Origin of the sequence: Pectobacterium versatile, from assembly GCF_020166435.1 — a bacterium.
Taxonomy (GTDB): domain Bacteria; phylum Pseudomonadota; class Gammaproteobacteria; order Enterobacterales; family Enterobacteriaceae; genus Pectobacterium; species Pectobacterium versatile.
In genome coordinates this window covers 1-15,970 of sequence record NZ_JAINZP010000029.1, presented here as the reverse complement: position 1 = coordinate 15,970, position 15,970 = coordinate 1, and the positions used below count along the sequence as shown (strand labels likewise).

The window sequence follows — 15,970 nt, the reverse complement described above, 5'->3', positions numbered from 1 at the left end:
AATCAGCGCATTGTTTGATTATCGTGGAATGCACAGCTGTGCAAAAAACAACTTCCTCTGCGGCAGCCCCGCACATTGTCATCGACCATCTACATGTTGGATACGGCACGACAGCCGTATTGAACGATATCCATCTGGAGATTGCACAGGGCGAGTTCGTGGCGTTGCTCGGTTCGTCAGGATGCGGCAAGACGACGTTACTGCGTACGGTCGCTGGATTCTCGTCACCGCGTGCGGGGGCGATTCGCGTTAACGGACAGGACATGACGCAAGCGCCGCCAGAGAAACGCGGAATGGCGCTGGTGTTTCAGAGCTATGCGCTGTGGCCGCACATGACGGTGGCGCAGCATATTGCTTACGGACTGCGTTTGCGCCGCGTCCCACGTGCGGAAATTGCCAGCCGGGTGGCGGAGCTGGAAACGATGCTCGGTTTAACGGGACTGAGCGCCCGTAAGCCAGCGGAACTGTCTGGTGGACAGCGGCAGCGCGTCGCCTTGGGTCGTGCGCTGGCGGTACGGCCCGATATTCTGCTGCTGGACGAACCGCTCTCCAATCTGGATACCCGTATTCGCCTACAGCTACGTGATGAGATCCGTGCGCTGCAACAGCGGCTGGGGCTGACTGCGATCCACGTGACGCACGATCGGGAAGAAGCGATGGTGATGGCGGATCGCATCGTGATTTTGAATCAGGGTCGCATCATGCAGGCGGGTAGCCCGCAAGAGGTGTACCACCATCCGGCCAGCGCGTTTGTCGCAGCGTTTATGGGGGCGGAAAATCGGCTTGTGCTGGAAGCGCGTTATGACGGCGATACGCTGATGATTCCCGGTGATGCCGAGAGCCATTCGCTGGTCCCTGAGAATACGTCGCTACAGCCCGGCCCGATAGAAGCGCGCTTTCGTGCGGAAGCCGCTCGTCTTTACGATCCGGCAGAGGTTCCGCTCATCCAGCCCGGCATGTTGATGCGCTACGGCACGGTACAGGCACAGAGCTACCCCGGCGGATACTGGCAGCATACGATTTCCAGCGGCACCTGGCGGATACAGGTTCATGCGTCGCATCCCTATGCCATCGGGCAGCGGGTTGCCGTGCAGATCCCTGCCGAGGCGCTGTTTCTTTTCCCGCTGGCAGAAGAGGCTATGCCTTTGACGGCGGTACCGGATACCACTTCACGTTATTCCTCGCTTCCCGGCCTGACGGCCTGATCCTGAATTGGAGACAAATGATATGAAACGCATTTTTGCTGCAACGCTGATGATGAGTACACCGCTGGCGGCGGTACAGGCACAGGAATTAACGGTGTTGACGGCAGGTGACCAGAACATGGTCGACTATGTGAATGAATACTTAGGGCCGCTGTTTGAAAAGCAGCATCCCGGCGTAAAAGTACGCGCCGTCGGTACTGGGCCAGGTGATGCGGGGTCGCAGAAGATTCTTGAGCGTTTTAATGCACAACAGGCCGCCGGTGCCAAAGTCTGGGACACCGATGTGGCGGTTGTGCATGAGAAGTTTGTCGGTCCGATGGTGCAAAAGGGCGACCTGCTGAAATATCGCGATGATATCGCCAGCGGCAAGCTGGTCAGCATGGCTGCTGCGGATAAAGCCATGGGTACAGACGTGAAAGGCTATGTCATGCCGATGTTCAGTAGCCAGACGGCGCTGGCCTATAACCCCAGCATGGTAGCGAATCCACCTAAAAGCTATGACGAAATCCAACAGTGGGCAGCCGCGAATCCGAAGATGTTCGGCTACAACGGCATTAAGGGCGGCGCATCGGGCGTGAGCTTCGTCATGGGCTGGATTTACGCTTACGGCGGCGATGCCCAGAAACTGATGAACGGACCGTTTGATGAGGCGGAAGCGAAGAAATGGCAACCCGCGTTTGAACGCCTGAAAGCCTTTAACAAGAACGTGACGCTGACGCCGGGCAACGCTGGCACGCTCGACATGCTGAGCCGCGGTGAAATCGCTATGGGGCCGGTGTGGGTCGATATGTTCTATTCCTGGAAAGCGAGTGGACAGCTGCCGGACAATTTCAAGTTGCTGCTTCCTGCGCCCGGTATGCCGGGGCAGCCGATGCACTATGTCATCCCCGCGCAGGCACCGAACCGCGAACTGGCTAAACAGTTTGTCGAATTGGCAACCAGCGCCAAAGTGCAGGCCGAAGGGATCGTGGAACGCTTTAACTGGTATCCGGGGATCGATGCCAAGTACGTTCAGGCTGAGCTGAAGCCCGCCGTATGGCAACGCCTGTTCACGGATGTGACGCCTGATGAACTGGCGAGCAAAGGGAAGACATTCCCTATCGCGCCTTATCACACCGCGATTTTAAACGCCTACGAGCAGGCGATGGCAAAATAGTGCCGCTGGCTTAGATACCCCTTAGCATCACATGCGCTCTGGCGGGATGAAGCCAGAGCGCGGAGACATTCATGTTGCAAGTATCCCAATTCTCTTCCCGACTGGCGGGTATCGCGCTTGTGCTACCCGCGCTGGCGGTGGTGGCTGTCTGTTTTATCACGCCGCTGGGGCTGTCGGTTGGGGGCGCTTTTGTCAGTCAGAATGGCGTGGGCATTGATAATTTTGTCACGGCATTGACGCTGTATCTGCCCGATATCCTGTTTACCTTACTGATTGTGAGCCTCGCGACGCTACTGATCGGACTGCTGTCCGTCATGATCGGCGGCTACCTGACGCTGGGGGAAAGCCCGCGTATGGTGGCGCTGCTGCGCTGGGTCTATCGCTGGCCGCTGTTTATCCCGTTTATCGTGACCGGGCAAATTTTACGCACGTTTCTGGCCAAGAACGGCTGGCTGAATGGCGCGCTGGATACGCTTGGCATTGTCGATCTCGCCAGCGCCAGCAACTGGCTAGACTGGCGCGGCATCGTGTTCGCTTTCGTCTGGAAACAGACGCCGTTTGTGGCATTGCTGGTTGCAGGCGCGATGGCGTCGCTGGATCGCACGATGATAGAGTCCGCCCGTAATTTAGGCGCATCTCGCCTGCGTATCTTGTGTGAAATTGTGGTGCCTCAGGTTGGGCAAACGCTGCTCACCGGACTCATTCTCTCTTTCGTCACCATGATGTCGGTGCTGTCCGTACCGATGATGATCAATGCCCAGTCGCCAACAATGTTAACCGCCAATATTGCCTTCCGCATTAACGCCTACGGCGATTACGGCGTCGCGAATGCGTTGGGGGTGATTTCTCTGCTGATGACTGGCCTGTTTGCCGTGATTTATCTCCGCTTGAACATGAGGGAGAAGGCATGAAGAACGTACTGTGGTGGATCCCGAGAATGCTGATTCTGGGGACGCTGATCTTCTTGATCTTTGGGCCATTGGCTAACCTCCTGCTGTGGTCGGTAGCGGAGAAATGGTTCTATCCTCACCTGCTGCCCAATGAGTGGGGCTTCGCCTTCTGGAAGCGGGTGTTTTCGCCGCGCGGTGTGGCTTGGGAAGCGTTAGGAAATAGCGTGCTGGTGGCGGTGTTCACCGTGCTGGCCTCGTTGTCTCTGGCGATTCCGGCGGGATATGCACTAGCGCGCCTGCCGTTGCCTGCTCGTGGATTGATACTGCTGGTATTCCTGATCCCGCAGGCGTTCCCGAATTTGACGGTGTACGTCAACATTGCCCGCCTGTTTTATCAGTGGGGGCTGAACGGCACGTTGCTGGGCGTCGTGCTGGTTCACACGGTTCACGGGCTGGTGTTTGCGGTCTGGATTGCCTCGGCGGCGTTCTCGGCGGTGGGGCGTGAAATGGAACAGGCGGCACGGTCAATTGGTGCCGGGCCATGGCGTGCCTTTGTCGATATCACCCTGCCGCTGGCTATGCCGGGGCTGATGGCATCAGCCATCTTCGTCTTCCTCGAATCGCTGGATGAGTTTACCGGCAGCTACTTCGTTGGGGCACCGGATGTGCAGATGATGCCGCTGCTGCTCTATACCGCAGGGGCGGGCGGTAACTATCAGATCGCTTCTATTACTGCGCTGGTGCTGCTGATTCCTTCCGTGCTGTTCATGCTGGTGGTGGAGCGTTTCTTGAAGGCCGACGTAATGGCAAGGATAGGGAAATGACGGCAGGTAAACAGGGCTACGTTAGCGCACAGGATGTCGCGCGTCGGGCTGGTGTATCGCGCTCGGCGGTGTCCCGCAGTTTTACTCCCGGCGCCAGCGTGTCGGCTGCCACCTATGCCAAAGTGATGACGGCGGCGCAGGAACTGGGATATCAGGTTAACGATCTGGCCCGCGGTCTGCTGGCGAACAGTAGCCGTCTGGTTGGGCTGGTGGTGACGCACCCCGAGGTCGGGTTTCGCGCCAATTTGGTCGCAGAGCTGTCGCAGGCGTTAATCCAACGTGGTTCGATTCCGGTGCTCATCAATACCGGCCATGTGCGGGAAGCGATGGCCGCTGCGCGCTCGATCCTGTTTGGTCACCGTGCGGAAGCGACGATTGTGCTTTCCGGCTCGCCGCCAAAAGAATTTGTCGAACTGGCGCAGCTAAATGGCCAGCCGCTGATTGTTATTGGGCGGCACGAACCGGCGTGTGACAGCGTACACATCGATAATGACACAGCCGCGCGTATGGCTGCGCGGCTGTTTGCCTCATCGGGCAGAACGCGTTTGGCTTTGGCTGGAGCGGCGTCGGCAACGCCCAATATTATTGAACGCGAGCAGGCGTTTTGTGAGGAGGCATGCGCGTTAGGGCTGCCCGTGGCCGTAGTGCGCGGCACTGATACAGATTATGACGATGGGCTGGCGGTGGGGCAGAAGCTGTTTTCGCTCCCGGAAAGCGTCAGACCAGATGCGGTGTTCTGTGTTAACGATTTAGTCGCGTTCGGCGTGATCGATCGCGCAAAGCAGTGTGGGCTTGCCGTTCCGCAGGATCTCATGGTCATCGGGTTTGATGATATTCCGGCCGCGGGGTGGGATGCCTATGCGTTGACGACGTTTCGTCAGGATCCCGCAACGATGGCGGCACAGGCGTTGGCGTTGCTCGATCGACGCCAGTCTCAGGTACAAGAACCTGCGTGTCGAGCAAAAGTGGCTGCCCCGCTCATCCGCCGCCAGTCGGCATAACGGTACTGGCAGGCGATAGCGCGTCGATAGTGAAACCGAGGATACATATGAAACTGATTCAACTCTCCGACCTCCATCTGACCGCACAAGGCGGTAATTTGCATGGTCGCGACCCGGAGCAGCAACTGAAAGCGGCGATTGCCGATATCAACGCACACCATTGCGATGCCGATCTGGTGGTCATCTCCGGCGATCTGTCCGATGACGGCAGTGCGGCATCCTATGCGTTTCTGGCCTCGGTGCTGTCCGAGCTACAGCTTCCCTGGCGTGTGACGATGGGGAATCACGACGACCGGGAGACGTTTTTAGCCCAGTTCCCGACGCTGGTGGATGAAAACGGGTTTGTGCAGAGCGTCACGCCCGTGGGGGATGATTGCGTCATTCTGCTGGACTCGTTGCAGGCTGGTGAGGTGGGCGGAACGCTGTGTTCAGCGCGGCTGGCGTGGCTGGAGCAACAGCTTCAGGCCGCGGAAGGAAAGAACGTGTTCCTGTTCCTGCATCACCCTCCGATGTCGATCGGGCTTCCGGCGCTGGATAGCGTTCGATTGGCACCCGAGGCAGCAGACGCGCTGTCTCAAGTGTGTCACCGTTTCGGCAATGTGCGGCATATTTCTGCGGGGCACGTGCATCGTCCTGCTAGCGGTGGCTGGCGAGGCATATCGTTCAGCACGGTACGTGGCACCAACCATCAGTCCGCGCTGCGTTTCGCTCCCGGATTTGAAACCAGTCTGGAAGCCCCGCAGTACGCCATTTTTCTGACGACAGAAGAAGGGCATACCGTACATTTTCATGATTTCCCCTGTTGCTGACGGCGTGTTTCCTTTCGTTCATGCAGCCTGAGAGATGGTTTTGCTGTTATCCGGCGTAAAAAATTATTCTGAGGAGATAGCTGGATTAGGATGAGCCGCAGGACGCGGCGAGAGCTTGCGCCACGTCGGGAACGTGTCGCAAGCGGTCCGTAAAGCCAGATACCGACGAAGGCACCGCGTCAGCGGCATAATTCTCGCCGAAAGCCTGGGGTCACGGGGCGAGCGGCGTTTGAGCCGCCCCGTGTCGGGCGTGTGCGACGAAGTAGCATGGAATAGCAATATTGTGACGCACGAAACCGTCTCCGCATCTACATAACAATGTGACGAAGAGGCAGCACTTTTGCTGGAAACCCATTATGAACTTTTTTCATTTACCGTGAGCAATCATCACGGCTTGTCGTGCTGAAAAACGTTGACTCTTTAAGCGGATTACGTCATTTTCTATATAGACGTCTAAACGTATAGACGTGTATGGAATGATAATAACAGTCACGGTCAACGGGGTAGCAGGTATGAGCTTTTTTCACGCAAACCAGCGGGAAGCGCTGAATCAGAGTCTGGCGGAATTGCAGGGACGAATTAATGTGTCATTTGAATTTTTCCCGCCACGTACCAGCGATATGGAAGAAACCCTGTGGAGCTCTATCGATCGACTGAGCAGCCTGAAGCCCAAGTTTGTTTCCGTGACCTACGGGGCGAATTCTGGCGAGCGTGACCGTACTCACAGCATTATCAAAACGATTAAAGAGCGTACCGGTCTGGAAGCTGCACCTCACCTGACCTGCATTGATGCTTCACGTGAACAGCTGCGTGAAATCGCTCAGGATTACTGGGAGAGTGGTATCCGCCATATTGTTGCGCTGCGCGGCGACTTGCCTCCAGAAGGCGGCAAACCGGACATGTACGCGGCGGATCTGGTTTCGCTGCTGAAAGAGGTCGGTGATTTCGATATTTCCGTTGCCGCCTATCCTGAAGTACACCCTGAAGCGAAAAGCGCGCAGGCTGACCTGATTAACCTGAAACACAAGATTGATGCTGGCGCGAATCGCGCTATCACACAGTTCTTTTTCGACGTAGAAAGCTATCTGCGGTTCCGTGATCGCTGCGTGGCGACGGGCATCGATGTAGAAATTGTGCCGGGCATTCTGCCAGTATCGAACTTCAAGCAGTTGCAAAAATTTGCCACGATGACCAACGTCCGCGTGCCGAACTGGATGACGACCATGTTTGACGGCCTGGATAACGATCCAGAAACCCGCAAAATGGTGGGGGCGTCTATCGCCATGGATATGGTGAAAATTCTCAGCCGCGAAGGCGTAAAAGATTTCCATTTCTATACGCTGAACCGTGCGGAGTTGAGCTATGCGATTTGCCATACGCTGGGCGTCCGCCCTGATGTAGCACGCTGAGGCGACGCGCAAGATTTCAGGAAGAAAGAGACCGCAACGCGGTGACGAAGAGTAACGGTATTGGAATGCCTTTCAACGTCACTTACGGCGGCTCTGAAAAGGAGGAGTCTCAGGGATGAGATTCCTATTCACGCGGTTAGACCGATTGCTACTGACCGATTCAATGATTATCTCCAGCGCCTGTTTTTATCTCTTATCCCCATTTTTATCGCTAGTAGTTCCTATAAATAATCGTTTCTATCATTCATAACAGTACGATGACCGCTCGGCGGCGTTATGACCACTTCCCTGACTATTCGAATCCTCTATTTCTCTCCGCCTACTCCCATATCGTTAATGGCTTTGCCTGCTGGTCAGATTTCCCGGCGTCGATCGCGGGAGTATCGTTGACCGACGCACACAAAATGCTGTCGATACCAAATCGCTTGAAGATGCCAGCCCGCTTGTTATAGCGTGGCTGAAGGCTGGTAGGCATGCCCTAGCGGTGCCGAAACCGTAAAAATATTGTTTTATTCTTGTCGAAATAAATAGATACGCTTCGGTGGGATATATTATTCATTTTGGATGTTGATAGGGATTATCGTTCATTGGTATCCTATCTATCGCTGTTAGCTATCATGATAAGGAGAATAATAATGAATATTCGGGACTTAGAGTATCTTGTTGCGCTGGCGGAACATCGCCACTTTCGGCGTGCGGCAGATTCCTGCCATGTCAGCCAGCCGACGCTCAGTGGGCAGATTCGTAAACTGGAAGATGAGCTAGGTGTGATGCTGCTGGAACGAACTAGTCGTAAAGTTTTGTTTACCCAGGCTGGGCTGCTGCTTGTCGAGCAGGCACGAACGGTATTACGCGAGGTCAAGGTACTAAAAGAGATGGCGAGCCAGCAGGGTGAATCCATGTCTGGGCCGCTGCACATTGGCCTGATCCCCACCGTGGGGCCTTATTTGCTGCCGCAAATCATTCCGATGCTGCATCGCACGTTCCCCAAACTCGAAATGTATCTGCACGAAGCACAAACCCATCAACTGCTGGCCCAGTTAGACAGTGGCAAACTGGACTGCGCCATTTTGGCAATGGTGAAAGAGTCCGAAGCCTTTATCGAAGTTCCCCTTTTTGACGAGCCGATGAAGCTGGCAATTTATCAGGATCACCCTTGGGCGAATCGCGAACGCGTGGCGATGTCCGATCTGGCGGGTGAAAAACTACTGATGTTGGAAGACGGCCACTGTCTGCGCGATCAGGCCATGGGCTTCTGTTTTCAGGCGGGGGCGGATGAAGATACGCATTTCCGGGCGACCAGTCTGGAGACGCTGCGTAACATGGTCGCAGCAGGAAGCGGTATTACGCTGTTGCCTGCGTTATCGGTGCCGCGTGAGCGCGAGCGCGATGGCGTCTGCTATTTGCCGTGCTATAAACCGGAGCCCAAGCGCACTATCGCGCTGGTGTATCGCCCCGGTTCACCGCTGCGCGGACGCTATGAGCAACTTGCTGATACCATCCGCGAGCATATGCAGGGCTATATGGAAACCCTGTCAAAATAAGCGGTTAAGCCCGTTTAGCGCCGCTACGCGGTACGCTTCTGCCATGGTTGGATAGTTGAAGGTGGTATTAACGAAATATTCGATAGTATTACCTTCACCTTTCTGTTCCATGATGGCCTGCCCGATGTGGATAATCTCCGCGGCGCGCTCACCAAAGCAGTGAATACCCAGAATCTGTTTCGTTTCGCGGTGAAACAGAATCTTCAAACTCCCCACATTCATCCCGACAATCTGCGCCCGTGCCAGATGTTTAAACTGTGCCCGCCCGACTTCGTAAGGCACTTTCATCGCGGTGAGCTCTTGCTCGGTTTTCCCCACGGAGCTGATTTCCGGGATGGTATAAATACCGGTCGGGATATCTTCGATCAGATGCGCGCTGGCATCGCCTTTGATGATCGCCTGTGCGGCAAGCCTACCCTGATCGTACGCCGCCGATGCCAGACTCGGATAGCCAATGACATCGCCGATGGCATAAATATGCGCCAGCGCCGTCTGGTACATGCTGTTGACCTTGAGCTGCCCGCGGCTGTCGGTGCTCAGGCCGATATTCTCCAGCCCCAGCGTTTCCGTGTTCCCCGTGCGCCCGTTGGCATAGAGCAGACAATCTGCCTTCATCTTTTTGCCTGATTTCAGATTGACGATAACGCCGTCAGCCAGCCCTTCAATACTCTCGAACTCTTCGTTGTGACGAATCACCACGCCGTTGTTCCAGAAATGGTAGGACAGGGCATCCGACATTTCTTGATCGAGAAAGGCCAGCAGCCTGTCGCGGGTGTTGACTAAATCGACCTTCACGCTCAGGCCGCGAAAGATAGAGGCATATTCGCAGCCGATAACGCCTGCACCATAGATGATGACGTGCTGGGGTTCGTGGTCGAGTTGCAGAATCGAGTCGCTGTCATAAATGCGTGGGTGGTTGAAATCGACGTCTGCCGGATGATACGGACGTGAACCGGTCGCAATGATGATATTCGCGGCGGTCAGCGTCTCATGGGTATTGTCTGGGTAGTGAACGGCAATCGTGTGTGCATCGATGAAGCTGGCTTCACCGGAAAACAGCTCGCACTGATTACGCTCATAAAATCCTTGTCGCATACGAGTTTGCTGACCAATGACGCTGTCGGCGTGGCGCAGGATGTCGGAAAATGAGGAGCGAATAATGCGGGAGTTGTCACTGTAGAGGGGGTTTTGATTGAACTCGATAATACGGCTGACGGCGTGGCGGAGGGCTTTGGAAGGAATCGTACCCCAGTGGGTACAGCCGCCGCCGACATTGTAGTGACGTTCAATCACCGCAATTTTGGCCCCGTGCTTGGCCAATCCCATTGCTGCACCTTCACCGCCGGGCCCGGAACCAATAACGATGGCATCGTAATCGAATTGATGTTCTAGAGTCATGGTAGGTTAAACCTGTTTTTATACAAAATAATAACGTGGCCTTAACATCGTGCGATTGTAGCATCGACTGCGGAAGAACCCAATCATCCCTGCCTTTACTATGGAAACAGATTCTCACATTCTTAATATGGCAAACTTTGTCTCATTCTGCGGACAATAAAGTTTGCTATAGTGCCTCTCTGGAAAAGGGAGTAGATCATTTGGGCAGCATAATGGGTGTCAGAGCACAACAAAAAGAACGGACTCGTCGTTCCCTTATTGAAGCTGCATTTAGCCAGTTAAGCGCTGAGCGCAGCTTTGCCAGCCTGAGCCTGCGTGAAGTTGCCCGCGAGGCGGGTATCGCGCCGACCTCTTTCTATCGTCATTTTCGTGACGTAGATGAGCTGGGGCTGACAATGGTCGACGAAAGCGGGCTGATGCTGCGCCAGTTAATGCGGCAGGCTCGGCAACGTATCGCCAAAACCGGTAGCGTAATCAGGACATCGGTTTCCACCTTCATGGAATTTATCGGCAATAATCCTAATGCGTTCCGGCTGTTGCTGCGTGAGCGCTCAGGTACGTCGGCGGCGTTCCGTGCGGCGGTCGCGCGGGAAATTCAGCATTTTATCGCTGAACTGGCGGATTATCTTGAGGTGGAAAACCATATTCCCCGCAGTTTCGCGGAAGCGCAGTCGGAAGCGATGGTGACCATTGTTTTCAGCGCGGGGGCGGAAGCTCTGGATGTTTCCCTGGAACAGCGTAAACAGTTAGAAGAGCGGCTAGTACTGCAATTGCGGATGATCGCCAAAGGGGCTTATTACTGGTACAGAAAAGAACACGATAGTAGCTTTACCGTGCCATAAATCCTCTATACCAACAACATGAAAAGGGAGAAACCATGACAGAAAAACCTCACCAAGAAAAAGGTACGCTGATTCTGGCGCTAGTTGCGGGCTTATCCGTTAATGGCGCATTCGCCGCCTTGTTCAGCAGTATTGTTCCGTTCTCGATTTTTCCCCTGATTGCGCTGGTATTGTCCATTTATTGCCTGCATCAACGTTATTTGCACCACAGTATGCCGGAAGGCATTCCGATGCTGGCGGCAGCCAGTTTTCTGCTGGGATTACTGATTTACAGCGCCATCGTGCGTGTCGAATATCCCGCTATTGGATCGAACTTTATTCCTTCAATCCTGTGCGTGGTGTTGGTTTTCTGGATTGGCCTGAAGCTGCGCCGAAGAAAAGAGACGGATACCTTATCCGCAGACGAGAGCGAGACGCTGTAGCGGGTAGATGCTGGCGGGGTAACCCGCCAGATTGTGTGCGTTACTGACGTTTTTCCAACAGCACGCCACACTCCATATGGTGGGTGTAAGGGAATTGGTCGAACAGCGCCAGACGGCGAATCTCATGGGTTTCCGATAGCGTTTTCAGGTTGTTGCTTAGCGTTTCCGGGTTACAGGAAATATAAAGAATGCGCGGATACGCCTGCACCAGTTTCACCGTTTCGTCATCCAGTCCGCTGCGCGGTGGGTCAACAAAAATAGTCTCGCACTGGTAGCTTGTCAGATCGATACCTTGTAAACGGTTAAACTGACGCACGCCCTGCATGGCTTGCGTAAATTCTTCTGCCGCCATGCGGATGATTTGTACGTTCTCTATCTGATTTGCGGCGATATTATATTGTGCCGCCGCGACAGATGGTTTGGCGATTTCGGTTGCTAGCACGCGTTCGAAATTTCTTGCCAGCGCGAGTGAAAAATTACCGTTACCACAATACAGTTCCAGCAAATCCCCTGTTGATCCCGTTGTTGCATCCAACGCCCACTCCAGCATCTGAATATTGATAGCGGCATTCGGCTGCGTGAAGCTGTTTTCTACCTGCCGGTAAATCATATCCCGACCTGCAACCGGCAGGCATTCATCGACATAATCGCGATCGAGGCAGATTTTGGTTTTTGTCGCGCGACCGATCAACTGTAGATGGAATCCCTGTGCTGTCAGGCTATCGCGTAGCGCGCGGGCCTGTTCCTGCCATTCCTCGTTCAGTGCGCGGTGATACAGCAGCGAAACGATCACTTTGCCGCTCATGGTTGACAGATAATCTATCTGGAACAGTTTATGGCGCAGCACGGGGTCAGGCTGGATTGCGGCAAGTAGCTCGGGCATCAGGCGATTAATCAGTTCGCTGGCTGCTGGGAACCGATCAACTCGGATGCGTTGCTTGGTCTGTTGGTCAAACATGATGTGATAAAGCTCGTCACCATCGTGCCAGATACGGAATTCGGCGCGCATCCGATAGTGATTGACGGGAGAACGGAAGACCACAGGCTCTGGGGCATTGAAAGGTGCCATCATTCCACGCAGACGCTCTGTTTTCTCTGCAAGCTGATCGTCATAGTGTTCGATGGGCAGAATTTCTGGCGTCATGGTTTTCTCGTCTGAACAGCGTCTAAAAGGAGGTTATTGGCCGAGAATTGTAGGGAATCCGGCTAGGAAGTCCAGTTTTGTTACGTTATTCATCTGTAGTGAGGTAGAAGTCTAGACTTCTGTAATTCGCGATTGTAGGATGAGCGTCCGGCCTTGTATCACAAGTCAAAAGGGAATCCAGTGTAAATCTGGAGCTGACGCGCAGCGGTAAGGAAAGCCCCAGCGATAGCATTATTATGCAGACACTGTTATGTACCCTAAATAATTCGAGTTTCAGGACAAAACGTTAGCGTTTTGAACAACGCAAGGCGTTGGCCCGTCAGGGCGAGGGACATTTTATGTTCCTCGTAATGCGGCAAGCGAAGGAATCCCGCTGAGCTTACTTAAGTAAGTGATTCGGGTGACTGAACGCAGCCAACGCACATGCAACTTGAAGTATGACGGGTATAGATGGGAAGTCATCGCTTTCGTTGTATCCCTTACCGTCGTTGACGGTTTGTGGTAACAGCGGCATCCAAGCCCGAAGACCTGCCGGAATACGTCGCAATTGGTTCTGCATATCGCGTGCTATTAACAGAGCCTGCGGCATCCTTATTATTTCTCGGATGCTTTAACAATGATTAAAAAAGTTTCGCTGCTGACGGCGCTTTCCGTCACGGCGTTTTCTGGCTGGGCACAGGAAAACAGTTCATCTCCAAATTTGTCATCGGAAAAAAATACCGATGACATAGTGGTAACCGCAAACCGTTTCGCACAGCCGGTTTCTTCGGTGCTGGCGGCAAACAGTATTGTAACTCGAGCCGATATCGATCGCTGGCAGGCAAAGTCGCTCAATGATGTGATGCGTCGTTTGCCGGGTGTAGATATTGCTGAGAATGGTGGCCGCGGGCAGCTTGGATCAGTATTTATCCGTGGTGGAAGTGCTAGCCATGTATTGGTACTGATTGATGGTGTTCGTATGGCATCTTCTGGCGTAACAGGTAGTGTTGATTTTAGCCAGATACCAATGTCGTTGGTGCAGCGTATTGAATATATTCGCGGCCCTCGCTCAGCAGTCTACGGTTCTGATGCTATCGGCGGGGTTATTAACATTATCACTGAACGTGCCCAGGATGGCGGGGTGTTAAATGCTGGTTACGGCTCACATGCATACCAAAACTATGATGGCTCAGTACGTGGACATGTGAGTGACAATACAGTGGTAAGCGTTGCTGGAAGTTATGAAGCGACCCACGGATATAATGTTTATCCTTCCTCGTCTTTGCCGATTGACAGAGACAATGATGGTTATCGCAGCAAATCTTTTTGGGGAGCGTTGGAGCAGCGTTTTTCTGAAAGTACTTCTGGCTTTTTCCGTGCTTATGGATATGACAACAATACGGATTATGACGCCGTTTTTAGCGGTAGCAGTGATAAGCGCTATTTGAATACTCGAAATTATGATGCGGGATTGAAGTTCAATGAAGGTATATATTCAAGTCAATTAACGGCCAGTTACCAAACCTATGATGATCTGAATTTTAACGATGCAACCGGGAAATATAACGGAACAATTACGCAGATTGAGCAGCGTAATCTGCAATGGGGTAACGTCTTCAGTGTTGGAAATGGTAGCTTAAGTCTGGGGGCGGATTGGCGCAATGAGCGCGCTGACGCGGGAGGAATGTCTGCGTATACGAACGCTCAAAGCCGCGATAACACAGGGGTATACCTGACCACTCAGCAACAGTTTGGTTCTGTTACATTAGAAGGCGCTGTACGTGGTGATGATAATCAACAATATGGTCGACATGGTACGTGGCAAACCGGTGCTGCATGGGAATTTGTTGAAGGTTATCGAATTGTAGGTTCTTACGGTACGGCATTTAAAGCACCAACATTTGACAAGATATATGACACGGCATACTCGCAGGGGAATCCCAATTTATCGCCTGAAGAAAGTAAGCAGTGGGAAATTGGCCTAGAAGGCCTAAGTGGCCCTGTAAACTGGCGTCTTTCTGGTTATCGGAATGAAGTTGATAATTTAATCAACTATCGTGCGATTACTCCGATGCTAGGTACATACGATAATATTGGCAAAGCGGTAATGACCGGAGCTGAGTTTACTGCTGCCTATGATACATGGTGGTTGTCGCATCAGATGACTCTGGAATATTTGGATGCCAAGGATAAAACGGCAGATAAATCTTTAGCTCGTCGTGCCCATAAAAAAGCGAAGTATGAACTTTCTACGACATTAGAAAATAATGTAAATGTGTCGTTGACATGGCTTTACCAAGGCGCTCGTTCCGATACTAATTTTGATGTTTTCCCCTCTCAACCTGTTAAGCTCGGCGGGTATAGTACTTGGGATCTCGCAGCCTCATATCCGATCACCTCTCATCTAACAGTTCGTGGTAGAATCGCCAACCTGTTTGATAAAGATTATGAGACGGCATATGGCTACCGCACGGCAGGGCGAGAATACTATCTCACAGGAAGCTATACCTTCTAACCTGCCATCCCGTCCTACGATTCTGGTCTTCGATTCCGGCGTAGGCGGGCTGTCTGTTTATGACGAAATCCGGCAGTTCTTGCCGGATCTTCACTATATATACGCATTCGATAACGAAGCGTTTCCCTATGGTGAGAAATCACAGCAGTTTATTATCGAGCGCGTGGTTGAGATTGTTAACGCAGTTCAACAACGCCATCAGCTTGCATTAGTTGTGATTGCCTGCAATACGGCGAGTACGATTTCCCTTCCTGCGCTACGTGAGCGCTTTACTTTCCCTGTCGTGGGCGTCGTCCCAGCGGTTAAACCGGCGGCTAAGCTGACACGCAACGGTGTTGTTGGCCTATTGGCGACTCGCGCAACGGTTCAACGCCCCTATACGCACGAACTGATTGCCCGTTTTGCGACGGATTGCCAGATTTTGTCATTGGGATCGTCAGAACTGGTCGAGTTAGCAGAATCGAAATTGCAGGGTGAGACGATCTCTATTTCTGAATTGCAAAAAATTCTGCGCCCTTGGCTGCGTTTACCAGAACCGCCAGATACGGTCGTACTTGGGTGTACGCATTTTCCATTATTAGCAGAAGAACTGAAAATGGCCTTGCCAGATGGTACGCGTCTTGTGGATTCTGGCGCTGCTATAGCTAAAAGAACAGCATGGCTGATTGCTAATCTGGATAATCCCTCACTTTCGACAGATAAGAATCTGGTTTACTGCCTGGCGATTACGCCTAAAGTCGCTACGCTGTGGCCAATATTGCAGCGTTATGGCTTCGATTCGCTGGAAAAACTGCCACTTTCATAGCCTTGTGTGCAAATAGTAGACAAGCGA

The 15,970-nt window shown here is 53.2% G+C and carries 14 protein-coding genes, 1 pseudogene and 1 riboswitch; of the genes and pseudogenes, 12 read left to right on the top strand and 3 right to left on the bottom strand.

What is annotated here, in order from left to right; genetic code table 11:
• Positions 1-38: 38 nt before the first annotated feature.
• The 7 genes from K7X24_RS20360 (at position 39) to metF (ending at position 7,294) form a co-directional block, all read left to right on the top strand.
• Positions 39-1,205: an ABC transporter ATP-binding protein gene (locus K7X24_RS20360; RefSeq protein ID WP_224558096.1), complete on the top strand. Its 1,167-nt coding sequence runs from the start codon at positions 39-41 to the stop codon at positions 1,203-1,205.
• A 22-nt stretch (positions 1,206-1,227) separates the two neighbouring features.
• Positions 1,228-2,361 carry an extracellular solute-binding protein gene (locus K7X24_RS20355; RefSeq protein ID WP_005973362.1) on the top strand — a complete coding sequence of 378 codons (1,134 nt, stop codon included), beginning with the start codon at positions 1,228-1,230 and terminating at the stop codon, positions 2,359-2,361.
• Positions 2,362-2,432: 71 nt separating this feature from the next.
• Positions 2,433-3,272 (top strand): ABC transporter permease, encoded by an 840-nt coding sequence (locus K7X24_RS20350; protein WP_039535635.1) that lies wholly within the window; start codon positions 2,433-2,435, stop codon positions 3,270-3,272.
• Positions 3,269-4,075, top strand: a complete 807-nt coding sequence (locus K7X24_RS20345; RefSeq protein WP_029368106.1) for an ABC transporter permease — start codon at positions 3,269-3,271, stop codon at positions 4,073-4,075. Before K7X24_RS20350 ends, K7X24_RS20345 begins: the two co-directional genes overlap by 4 nt.
• The gene (locus K7X24_RS20340; protein ID WP_039486824.1) at positions 4,072-5,076 is read left to right on the top strand and encodes a LacI family DNA-binding transcriptional regulator; all 1,005 of its coding nucleotides are present in this window, start codon (positions 4,072-4,074) and stop codon (positions 5,074-5,076) included. The genes K7X24_RS20345 and K7X24_RS20340 overlap by 4 nt, the downstream gene beginning before the upstream one ends.
• Before the next feature lie 47 nt (positions 5,077-5,123).
• Positions 5,124-5,885 carry a phosphodiesterase gene (locus K7X24_RS20335; RefSeq protein ID WP_224558095.1) on the top strand — a complete coding sequence of 254 codons (762 nt, stop codon included), beginning with the start codon at positions 5,124-5,126 and terminating at the stop codon, positions 5,883-5,885.
• Positions 5,886-6,397: 512 nt separating this feature from the next.
• Positions 6,398-7,294, top strand: coding sequence for a methylenetetrahydrofolate reductase (metF, locus tag K7X24_RS20330; RefSeq protein ID WP_039541835.1), 897 nt, complete (start codon positions 6,398-6,400; stop codon positions 7,292-7,294).
• Positions 7,295-7,625: 331 nt separating this feature from the next.
• Here metF and K7X24_RS20325 read toward each other — a convergent pair.
• A pseudogene (locus K7X24_RS20325) lies at positions 7,626-7,751 on the bottom strand (glutathione peroxidase); the annotation flags it as partial.
• Between the two features lie 178 nt (positions 7,752-7,929).
• Here K7X24_RS20325 and oxyR point away from each other — a divergent pair.
• Positions 7,930-8,838: a DNA-binding transcriptional regulator OxyR gene (oxyR, locus tag K7X24_RS20320; protein WP_127031736.1), complete on the top strand. Its 909-nt coding sequence runs from the start codon at positions 7,930-7,932 to the stop codon at positions 8,836-8,838.
• Here the strand turns inward: oxyR and sthA are convergent.
• The gene (gene sthA, locus K7X24_RS20315; protein WP_103862284.1) at positions 8,830-10,236 is read right to left on the bottom strand and encodes a Si-specific NAD(P)(+) transhydrogenase; all 1,407 of its coding nucleotides are present in this window, start codon (positions 10,234-10,236) and stop codon (positions 8,830-8,832) included. The two genes, oxyR and sthA, sit on opposite strands and share 9 nt — an antisense overlap.
• 212 nt (positions 10,237-10,448) lie before the next feature.
• Between sthA and fabR the strand changes: the two genes are divergently transcribed.
• Both fabR and K7X24_RS20305 read left to right on the top strand, forming a co-directional pair.
• Complete coding sequence (fabR, locus tag K7X24_RS20310) at positions 10,449-11,078, top strand: HTH-type transcriptional repressor FabR (protein WP_010308157.1); 630 nt, start codon at positions 10,449-10,451, stop codon at positions 11,076-11,078.
• A gap of 35 nt (positions 11,079-11,113) precedes the next feature.
• A complete protein-coding gene (locus K7X24_RS20305) occupies positions 11,114-11,500 on the top strand; it encodes a YijD family membrane protein (protein WP_224558094.1) in 387 nt (128 codons plus the stop codon).
• Positions 11,501-11,540: 40 nt separating this feature from the next.
• Here K7X24_RS20305 and trmA read toward each other — a convergent pair whose 3' ends face one another.
• Positions 11,541-12,644, bottom strand: a complete 1,104-nt coding sequence (trmA, locus tag K7X24_RS20300; RefSeq protein ID WP_224558093.1) for a tRNA (uridine(54)-C5)-methyltransferase TrmA — start codon at positions 12,642-12,644, stop codon at positions 11,541-11,543.
• Between the two features lie 131 nt (positions 12,645-12,775).
• Positions 12,776-13,195: riboswitch (cobalamin riboswitch) on the top strand.
• Between the two features lie 65 nt (positions 13,196-13,260).
• Between trmA and btuB the strand changes: the two genes are divergently transcribed.
• Both btuB and murI read left to right on the top strand, forming a co-directional pair.
• Entirely contained in the window at positions 13,261-15,138 is a 1,878-nt protein-coding gene (gene btuB / locus K7X24_RS20295; RefSeq protein WP_224558092.1) for a TonB-dependent vitamin B12 receptor BtuB, read from the top strand.
• Positions 15,083-15,943, top strand: coding sequence for a glutamate racemase (gene murI, locus K7X24_RS20290; protein WP_224558091.1), 861 nt, complete (start codon positions 15,083-15,085; stop codon positions 15,941-15,943). Before btuB ends, murI begins: the two co-directional genes overlap by 56 nt.
• Positions 15,944-15,970: the final 27 nt, after the last annotated feature.